Source organism: Ruegeria sp. BHSA123, assembly GCF_059613425.1.
In genome coordinates this window covers 113784-122725 of record NZ_JBXWSL010000011.1, presented here as the reverse complement: position 1 = coordinate 122725, position 8942 = coordinate 113784, and the positions used below count along the sequence as shown (strand labels likewise).

Sequence of the window (8942 nt, the reverse complement as noted above, 5' to 3'; positions counted from 1 at the left end):
AAACCGGTCAGAAAATCCTCTGATCTGGTGTGCAACCGCGCGGCGCTATCAGGCGCCGTGCCCGGCCCAACGGCCCAAAGCCTGATCTGCGATCAGGCGTGGCAGGCGGGAGCCTATCCGCCACAGCATCCGGGGAAATCCACTCTTGCGTGCATTTTTCCCAAGGCAAATCCGGTTCGGCATGCTATAAGCCGCCCAACAAAAAAAGACCGGACAGGACATGAGCAGCAATCCCAAACTCGAGGATAATCTCCGCGCGGCAATTCTGGCCGAGCCCGACGTCGTTCTGGACGACAAGGACCTGATGCAAGCCCTTGTGGCCGCGAACGAACGCGCCCGGGGTGATAATGTGATCGATCTGCGCGGCATTGCCATGCAGCGGCTCGAGGCGCGGCTGGACCGGTTGGAAGATACCCACCGCTCGGTCATCGCTGCGGCCTATGAAAACCTTGCAGGCACCAATCAGGTACACCGCGCGATTTTGCGCTTGCTGGAACCCGTCGAATTCGAGGATTTCCTGCGTGCCCTTGGCGCCGATGTCGCAAATATCCTGCGGGTTGACCATATCACGCTGGTTCTGGAAACCACCGTGGTTCAGAACGATCCTGCCGTCGACAGGCTTGGAGGCGTTCTGACGATCGCAGAGCCCGGCTTCATCAACCAATACCTGACCAATGGTCGCGGCGGCCCTGTCCGCGACGTGACCTTGCGCGAAACTCATCAGCCGAACCGACGTGTTTTCGGCGCACTGGCGGATCAGTTGCGCTCGGAAGCCTGCCTGAAGCTGGACCTCGGTCCGGGTCGCCTGCCGGGCATGATCGTCATGGGGGCCCGTGATCCGCGGCATTTCACACCGCAACTCGGCACCGATCTTCTCACCTTCTTTTCCGGCGTATTCGAACGCTCGATGCGCCACTGGCTGTCGTGAACCTGATCTCGCCCGCTTGCCGCGACGCGCTCCAGCACTGGCTGGACACTCTGGGCGCGCTGGCGGGGCGGTCCCAGAACACCCAGACCGCCTATCGCGGCGATGTCACCGAGTTTTTGTCTTTCATGACCCTTCATCACGGGGAACGACAAGGGTTGAAGGCGCTGGAACGGATCACCGTCTCGGACATGCGCGCCTGGATGGCAGATCAGCGCAGCGGGGATATCGGCGCGCGATCCCTTGCGCGCAAACTGTCCGCCGTCAAAAGCTTCTATCGTTGGCTGGCCGAGCGAGAGGGATTTGAACCCACCGCCGTTCTGTCGACCCGCGCGCCCAAATTCACCAAGAAACTGCCCCGCCCTCTGGCCGAAGACGCCGCGCGCGCCATGATTGACACGGTCGAGCTGCAATCTGTGTCCGACTGGGTCGCGGCCCGTGATGTTGCGGTTGTCACGCTTCTCTATGGATGCGGCCTGCGGATATCCGAGGCCTTGTCTCTGACCGGTGCAGACGCGCCCTTGCCCGAGACATTGCGCATTGTCGGGAAGGGCGACAAGGAACGGATCGTTCCGGTTCTTCCAGCCGCCCGAGATGCGGTTGACCGGTATCTTCAGCTTTGCCCCTACCAGCAAGCGAAGGACGCAGCCCTGTTCCGGGGCGTCCGTGGCGGCCCTCTGAACCCGCGCGCAATTCAGGGCGTCATGGCTAAGGCACGGATGCAATTGGGGCTGCCATCAACCGCCACACCTCATGCCATGCGGCACAGCTTTGCCACCCATCTGCTGTCCGCCGGAGGAGATCTGCGGGCCATACAGGAACTGTTGGGGCACGCCTCATTGTCAACCACACAGACCTATACCGCAGTGGATACCGCTCGGCTGATGGAGGTCTACAACCGCGCGCACCCCAAGGCGTGACCGATACATCGAACAGAAACCTCGGGCTTTTGGTTTGCATCTCTGGCGTGCATCGGTCATGACCCTAACATGACACTCAGATTCAAAGCTCTTGCCGTACATCTCTTCACTGCCACAGGTGCTGTTTTCGCAATGCTGGCCATGCTGGCCGCCGTGGAAGAGAAATGGAGCCTAATGTACCTTTGGCTGGTTGTATCTTTCGTTGTTGATGGCATCGACGGTCCGCTGGCGCGGCACTATCACGTCAAAAAGAACGCGCCCGAGTTTGACGGCGTCTTGCTGGATCTGATCATCGATTATCTGACCTATGTGTTCATTCCAGCCTTTGCGCTGTTCAAATCCGGATTGATGGATGGGTGGACCGGCTGGTTCGCAATCATTGTCATCACCTTCGCCAGCGCGATGTATTTCGCGGACACTCGCATGAAAACCAAGGACAATTCCTTTTCCGGCTTTCCCGGATGCTGGAACATGTTCGTTGTCGTGATCTTCGCGCTTGAACCCAATTTCTGGATCATCCTGCTGCTGGTCACACTGCTGTCGCTTGCGATGTTTCTACCCTTGAAGTTCGTTCACCCCGTGCGCACCGAACGCTGGCGCAGTGTGACCTTGCCGGTCGCCCTTGCATGGACGTTCTTTGCGGGCTGGGCCGCGTGGGTCGATTTTCATCCCGAAAGCTGGGCACACTGGGGTCTGGTCATCGCCAGCCTGTACCTGACATTTGCGGGTATCGCACAACAGGTCATTCCGCAGCGCCGTACCTGACACGAGCGCTGCCGGACCCGGTTCAAAGAACGTCCTGAACCTCAAATTCAGTACCGTTATGGGTAAAGACGTCACCCGCGCGCAGACCGGCCATGGCCAGATAGATCGGGCTTTGCGTCGAAATCCCCATATATGTATCTCCACCCACCTCAAACCGGGTCGTCGAAACACAGACGACAAAGCTGCGGTTGTTGAACCTGATCACCGATCCCGGCTTGACTGTATCTGTCAGCCCAAAATCGGTATTCTCGATCACATCGATCTTGGCATGATGCGCATGGACAGGCGCGTCAAACGCAGCCGCCAGATCGGCATTTTCGCGCGATGCGGCTATGTCATCCTTGTCGTGGCCTTCCCGGTCGTCCAGTCGGGCATCCTTCAGAAACGCATCGTAATGGGCCTGCGCCGTTGCAAGCTCCTCCGCCTCAAGCGACATCAACCGGTCGATAATGGCCTTCTTCTGGGCTGCGCGATCATTTTCAGTGCTCATTCAATGCGATCCTTCAAATTCAGCAACTGACATAAGTTGTGCTTCCCCGGACCGGATTGCAACCGAATTTCGAGGCTCAGATCAAAAGACCCGCCGCCCGTTCATGCCGCAGCAGTGCAACCTTTGTCTCGATCCCGCCGCACCCGGAAAACCCGCCCAGCCCATTGGCGGCCAGCACTCGGTGGCAGGGAATAATAACGGGGATCGGGTTTGCCCCGCAGGCCTGACCGACCGGTTGCGCCGGTTGCCCCAACGCCTTGGCGATATCCCCGTAGGTGCGCGTTTCCCCAAGGGGAATGGCATACATGAGATCACAGACCTGCCTTTGAAACTGCGATCCATGAATGCGGTAGGGCAGATCGAAGCGGTCAAGCCGACCAGCGTCATAGGCCATCAACTGCGCCGCCGCCTCGCGCAGCAGAGCGGTCGGCTCGCCCTCGTCCTCGCCGTCCCAGACCAGCCGCGTGAGGGCACCATCGGTTTCCTCGATCCCGAGTCTTCCGAACTGAGTTTCAACTGCAATCATCGCCATGGGATGACGGTTTCAGATCAATCCTCCAAGTTCAAGTGGGGAAGCCATGGGGGCTGCGCGACGCGCGGATTTTGTGAATTTCGGCGATCATGTTAGCCTACTTGCATTGTCAAAAAGAGTTTTGGAGCATGAGATGGGTCGTCATTTGATCCTGACGGTTCATGGAATTGGCGAACAAATACCCGGTGAGACCGTCGATCAGGTTGTCGGGGCCGCGACAACCTGGCTAGATGGCAATCCCGAACCGCCGATTGAGGTTCAGCGCGGGATGATCGAGCTGGCCGAGACAACCTTCGACGGCACCCCCCGAAGCGCGACATTGTTCCCGGTCAACCTGCGCAAGGTGACAAAACCGTCTGCTCCGCAGGATGAAGCTATGTTTGCCGAGGTTTTCTGGGCAGATCGCTCACCCGCCCCGAAAGGTGTCATTAAGACAGCGTTGGACCTGATCTGGGTTGTTCTCGCACTGGGTTATCTGGCGATGGACAATGCCGAACAAACGCATAGCCGAGCGGATGTGGCCTCGGACCAAGCCAACGGCAGGAACACTTTGGCCGCGCGGCTGGTTCACCTTTTTACCTGGGTTTTCTTCGGTGCAGTCGCGACCCTGAATGCCTATCTTCTGATCGGAGCGCTCGCCGTGATGGTCGATCGCGTTCCCGGGATCTTCTTTCAAAGCACGTTCCTGCTGTTCTGGCTCTTGTTCACGCTTTACGCAGGAGGGGCCGCATACGGACTAAGGCGCAGCTTTAAAGCCCCGACTTATCTAAGACGCGTATTCTGGCGCGGCATTTTCGGGATGGGGTTCTTGCTGCTGATCTGCCTGATCATAGGTCCGCTTGGTCTGGAAATCCGGGCCTGCACACCCTTGCCGGGCAGCCCAGCCTGCCCTTCGGCGCTGGAGCAGTTTGTAGCTTTTCAGGTCTACCTGCTGGCGTTTTTCTGGGCTTCGCTGATCTTCATGACAATCATTTTGTACGTGCTTTCTGCGACCAGGCTTGATGAAAAGGTTCAGGCAGACAATCTGAAAGAACACAGACGGCTGTATCCCAGCGTATGTGCTGGGATGTTGGTGTTCTGGATGTTCTTTATATCCGGGTTGTGGCTTATGCTGCGGGAAATGCTCGACACGGTTCCGGGGCTTTCGGATGGAAAACTGACCGGTCTGTTTGACAATTTCCTCAGTGACTCCATCGAAACGCTCAGCGTTGCCTTTGCGGCAATTGTCCTTCTTGTGTTTGTCGGTGTTGGCCTGTTTGCCGGTCGCAGAAGGCTGAAGGCAAACCTGCATGTCCGCGACGGGCTGATCAGCCGCGCCATCCTCAATCGTTTTGCACAATGGGTCTTTTTGTTCGGTGCAATCACGCTGGCCCTGGTCGCAATCCGAGAGATCGCGATGAGCCAGCACGTCGATCCCCTGTGCCAGATCGGAACGGACAATTGCAACGTGATTGGCCTGGTTTTGAACAAGCTGGCAAGCAAACAGGGCGAGATTGGCCTGATCGTCCTGGGTGCAACAGCATTGATGTACCGCTTTTCCGATTTTGTCGCGGCAGGGCTGGGCGTGGCAAGAGACATCGTCACCTATGCCATTCGCGACAAGTGCTTTCTGAAAGCGGACCTTAAAACCAGGCTGCGCAATTATCCGGATCGCAAGGCGATTGATGAACGGTTTTACCGTGCGCTGCATTACGTGGTGGATATCTTTGCCGCGGACCACATCACGGTGATCTCACATTCACAAGGCACCGTGATTGCTACACAGATGCTGGCTGATCCACGCGTGCAAAAGCTGATTGACGGGCGCACCCTGACGCTGATCACGATGGGCTGTCCTGTGACCCATATCTATCAGCGCTATTTTCCGGAGATGTTCACAGTTGTTCCCAAAAACCTGAACGCCGCATGGTTCAACATCTTCCGGCAGGATGACTTTGTAGGGACCGAGATTGAAGGCGGGCTGATATCCGTAAATCGCAACATCCCGGTCGATCCTGGTGGGCACACTGGATATTTCACGGATTATCAGGTCTGGAAGGCCCTGAAGGACCCAGCCATTGGCTTTGACCTGTTTAATCCGACACCGCAGTCCGTGCAGACGTGAAACGAAAAACGCCCCCTCGGAAGATCGAGAGGGCGGTTTCCATCAGCTTAGCGCTTCATCGCAGCGTCGGCAAACTCCGGCGTGGGCGTGGCGGCCCACGTCAGGAAGGATTTTCCAACAGCGCTGACACTTCTCGCCTTCGGCCTTCTCGAACACGACGGCAACGCCTTCGATTTCGGGTACGCGGAACGCTTCGGCCGGGGCCGGGTCGCCGGTCACAGTCAGGCCTGACGTGATGCACAGATCGTCCACGTCAAAGGTCACCAGCAGATCAAGGGTTTCACTGTCCTCAACATGCACAATCGGAGCTGCTTCGAGGCTGGAGCCGATCACCTTGTCCTGACGCTGGATCTCAAGCGCGGCCGTCACTGCACGGCGTACACGGCGCACTTTGGCAACAGCCTCTTCCAGTTCGGCAAAACGCCAATCCGCAGGCGTTTCCGGGAAGTCGACCAAATGGACCGAGCTATCTTCGCCCGGAAAGCGCTCCAACCAGACCTCTTCCATGGTGAAAACCAGAACCGGTGCAAGCCACGTGGTCAGGCGATGGAACAGGATATCCAAGACCGTCCGCGCGGCACGACGGCGCGGCGTGTCGCCGTCACAATAAAGTGCATCCTTGCGAACGTCGAAGTAGAAGGACGACAGGTCAACCGTGGCAAAGGTAAAGACCGCGCTGAATACGCCCTGGAAATCGAAAGACGCATAGCCCTTGCGAACCTGCTCATCCAGATCGGCCAGCCGGCTGAGCACCCAGCGTTCCAGACGCGGCATGTCTTCAATCGCAACGCGGTCGGCCTCGGTGAAATCCGCCAGCGAGCCCAGCATAAACCGCATAGTGTTGCGCAGACGGCGATAGCTGTCGGCGGTGCCTTTCAGGATCTCTGGCCCGATCCGCTGGTCGGCCGTGTAGTCGGTCTGTGCCACCCAAAGGCGCAGGATATCGGCGCCGTACTGCTTGACGACCTCTTCCGGTACGATGGTGTTTCCCAGCGACTTGGACATCTTGTTGCCCTTGGCATCCAGCGTGAAACCATGGGTCACGACGTTGCGATAAGGCGCGCGGCCTTTGGTGCCGCAGGCCTGCAACATGGATGAATGGAACCAACCACGGTGCTGGTCGGTGCCTTCCATGTAGACGTCGGCGATACCGTCCTCGGTCCCATCTTCGCGGTCGCGCAGAACAAAGGCGTGGGTCGAGCCCGAGTCGAACCACACATCCAGCACGTCAAACACCTGATCGTAGTCATCGGGGTTGGCGATGCCGTCTAGGATTTTCTCTTTGAACCCGTCGGTGTACCAGATATCCGCGCCGTCTTTCTCGAACGCCGCCTTGATACGCGCGTTGAGGTCTGCGTTGCGCAGCAGGTAATCCGCATCGGTGGGCAAGGCACCTTTCTTGGTGAAACAGGTCAGCGGCACGCCCCAGGCACGCTGGCGGGACAGAACCCAGTCCGGGCGCGCTTCGATCATCGAATAGAGGCGGTTACGGCCGGTCTGCGGCGTCCACTTGACCAGTTCGTCGATCGAGCGAAGCGCACGTTCGCGGATGGTGTCGCCCATCTCACCCATGCCGTCGTCCAGCTTGCGGTCAACGGATGCAAACCACTGCGGCGTGTTGCGATAGATGATCGGCGCTTTCGAGCGCCACGAATGCGGATAGCTGTGCTTGATCTTGCCACGCGCCAGCAACCCACCAACCTCGGCCAGCTTGTCGATGACGGCTTTGTTCGCGTCACCCTCACCGCCCTTGCGGGACAGGATGAACTTGCCACCAAAGAACGGCAGATCGGCACGGAACGAACCATCATCCATTACATTGTAGGTGATGACCTGCTCCAACATGCCCAGATCGCGGTAGAGTTCGAATTCCTCCATCCCGTGCGAGGGCGCACAATGAACGAAACCGGTGCCTTCGGTATCGGTCACGAAGTCGGCGGCACGGAAGTCGCGGATATCGTCCCATTCGCCATTGCCACCTTCGGCCCCGGCCAGCGGGTGGGTTAATCCCACATCACTCAACTCGACGACGTTTACATCCCGAACCCGTCTCCACTGATCGTCGTTCAGGCGGGCGCGACCAAGAACATCAGCGGCCAGATTGTCTGCCAACAGAAATTTGTCGCCGACATTGGCCCAGCATTCGTCAGGCGCACCGGTAACTTCGTAGAGGCCGTAAGAGATGTTCTCCCCAAAGACGACCGCTTTGTTCGACGGCATGGTCCACGGAGTCGTCGTCCAAATGACAACATAGGCTCCCAGCAAGTCTTGCCCTGCCGGTTTTCCTTTGGGGTATTCTTGCCCAGTTGCGAGCTCAACACTTTCCAGAGAACCTTCGACAATGGCTCCGCTCTTTCCGCATGAAGCAACCTTGAACTTCACCCAGATGGTAAAGCTTTCCTTGTCGTGATACTCGACCTCGGCTTCGGCCAGCGCTGTCTTCTCGATGGGCGACCACATCACGGGTTTCGAGCCCTGATAGAGGGTTCCGTTCATCAGGAACTTCATGAATTCGTCGGCGATCACGGCCTCGGCGTGGAAGTCCATGGTGATGTAGGGATCAGGCCAGTTGCCGGTGATGCCCAGACGCTTGAACTCTTCCCGCTGGATGTCGATCCAGCCTTCGGCGAACTTGCGGCATTCCTGACGGAAGTCGACGATGTTCACCTCGTCCTTGTTCTTGCCCTTCTTGCGGTACTGTTCTTCGATCTTCCATTCGATCGGCAGGCCGTGGCAGTCCCAACCGGGCACGTAACGCGCGTCAAAGCCCATCATCTGATGGGAGCGCACGATCATGTCCTTGATCGTCTTGTTCAGTGCGTGGCCGATATGCAGGTGGCCGTTCGCATAGGGGGGGCCGTCGTGCAGAGTAAAGGGTTTGCGGCCCGTTTTCTCGCGCAAGCGGTCATAGACACCGATGGTCTCCCACCGCTCCAACCATGCGGGTTCGCGTGCAGGCAGGCCCGCGCGCATGGGAAAATCGGTTTTTGGCAGGTTCAGCGTGTCTTTATAGTCAGGCGTTTGAATCGTGTCGGCGCACATTTTGAGCGTCCTTTGGATGATCAGGTCGTACTTGGATCGAAGCGGTCGGTGCGAGTTCTCAAACACCTTTGCCCGGCGTCTCAGAGGGTCAGAGCGCCGGGGATATAATTCGAATAATGATGGCCGTCCGGTCATACATGGCCGCGCTTATAAGACGCCTGCCT

Annotated in this window: 7 protein-coding genes; 4 read left to right on the top strand and 3 right to left on the bottom strand. The window is 58.1% G+C overall.

The features are described 5' to 3' along the window. Window positions 1-220 precede the first annotated feature (220 nt). The 3 genes from AC2FNC_RS08745 (at window position 221) to AC2FNC_RS08735 (ending at window position 2610) form a co-directional block, all read left to right on the top strand. Entirely contained in the window at window positions 221-928 is a 708-nt protein-coding gene (locus tag AC2FNC_RS08745) for a DUF484 family protein (protein WP_480605022.1), read from the top strand. Further along, window positions 925-1845: a tyrosine recombinase XerC gene (locus tag AC2FNC_RS08740; protein WP_496715084.1), complete on the top strand. Its 921-nt coding sequence runs from the start codon at window positions 925-927 to the stop codon at window positions 1843-1845. The genes AC2FNC_RS08745 and AC2FNC_RS08740 overlap by 4 nt, the downstream gene beginning before the upstream one ends. 69 nt (window positions 1846-1914) lie before the next feature. Continuing rightward, a complete protein-coding gene (locus tag AC2FNC_RS08735) occupies window positions 1915-2610 on the top strand; it encodes a CDP-alcohol phosphatidyltransferase family protein (RefSeq protein WP_480518798.1) in 696 nt (231 codons plus the stop codon). 22 nt (window positions 2611-2632) lie between these two features. Here AC2FNC_RS08735 and AC2FNC_RS08730 read toward each other — a convergent pair whose 3' ends face one another. Continuing rightward, entirely contained in the window at window positions 2633-3100 is a 468-nt protein-coding gene (locus AC2FNC_RS08730) for a hypothetical protein (protein ID WP_480494804.1), read from the bottom strand. 76 nt (window positions 3101-3176) lie between these two features. Next, window positions 3177-3632, bottom strand: a complete 456-nt coding sequence (locus AC2FNC_RS08725; protein WP_480473747.1) for a methylated-DNA--[protein]-cysteine S-methyltransferase — start codon at window positions 3630-3632, stop codon at window positions 3177-3179. A gap of 133 nt (window positions 3633-3765) precedes the next feature. Between AC2FNC_RS08725 and AC2FNC_RS08720 the strand changes: the two genes are divergently transcribed. Continuing rightward, the gene (locus tag AC2FNC_RS08720; protein ID WP_496715082.1) at window positions 3766-5736 is read left to right on the top strand and encodes a hypothetical protein; all 1971 of its coding nucleotides are present in this window, start codon (window positions 3766-3768) and stop codon (window positions 5734-5736) included. 42 nt (window positions 5737-5778) lie between these two features. On the opposite strand, the gene ileS is transcribed toward AC2FNC_RS08720, so the two are convergent. Then, complete coding sequence (gene ileS, locus AC2FNC_RS08715; RefSeq protein ID WP_496715081.1) at window positions 5779-8778, bottom strand: isoleucine--tRNA ligase; 3000 nt, start codon at window positions 8776-8778, stop codon at window positions 5779-5781. Between the last annotated feature and the right edge of the window lie 164 nt (window positions 8779-8942).

Coding starts and splice junctions, on each gene's coding strand:
- AC2FNC_RS08745 (WP_480605022.1), top strand. CDS start 221: ATGAGCAGCAATCCCAAACTCGAGGATAATCTCCGCGCGGCAATTCTG.
- AC2FNC_RS08730 (WP_480494804.1), bottom strand. CDS start 3,100: ATGAGCACTGAAAATGATCGCGCAGCCCAGAAGAAGGCCATTATCGAC.
- AC2FNC_RS08720 (WP_496715082.1), top strand. CDS start 3,766: ATGGGTCGTCATTTGATCCTGACGGTTCATGGAATTGGCGAACAAATA.
- AC2FNC_RS08725 (WP_480473747.1), bottom strand. CDS start 3,632: ATGGCGATGATTGCAGTTGAAACTCAGTTCGGAAGACTCGGGATCGAG.
- AC2FNC_RS08735 (WP_480518798.1), top strand. CDS start 1,915: ATGACACTCAGATTCAAAGCTCTTGCCGTACATCTCTTCACTGCCACA.
- ileS (WP_496715081.1), bottom strand. CDS start 8,778: ATGTGCGCCGACACGATTCAAACGCCTGACTATAAAGACACGCTGAAC.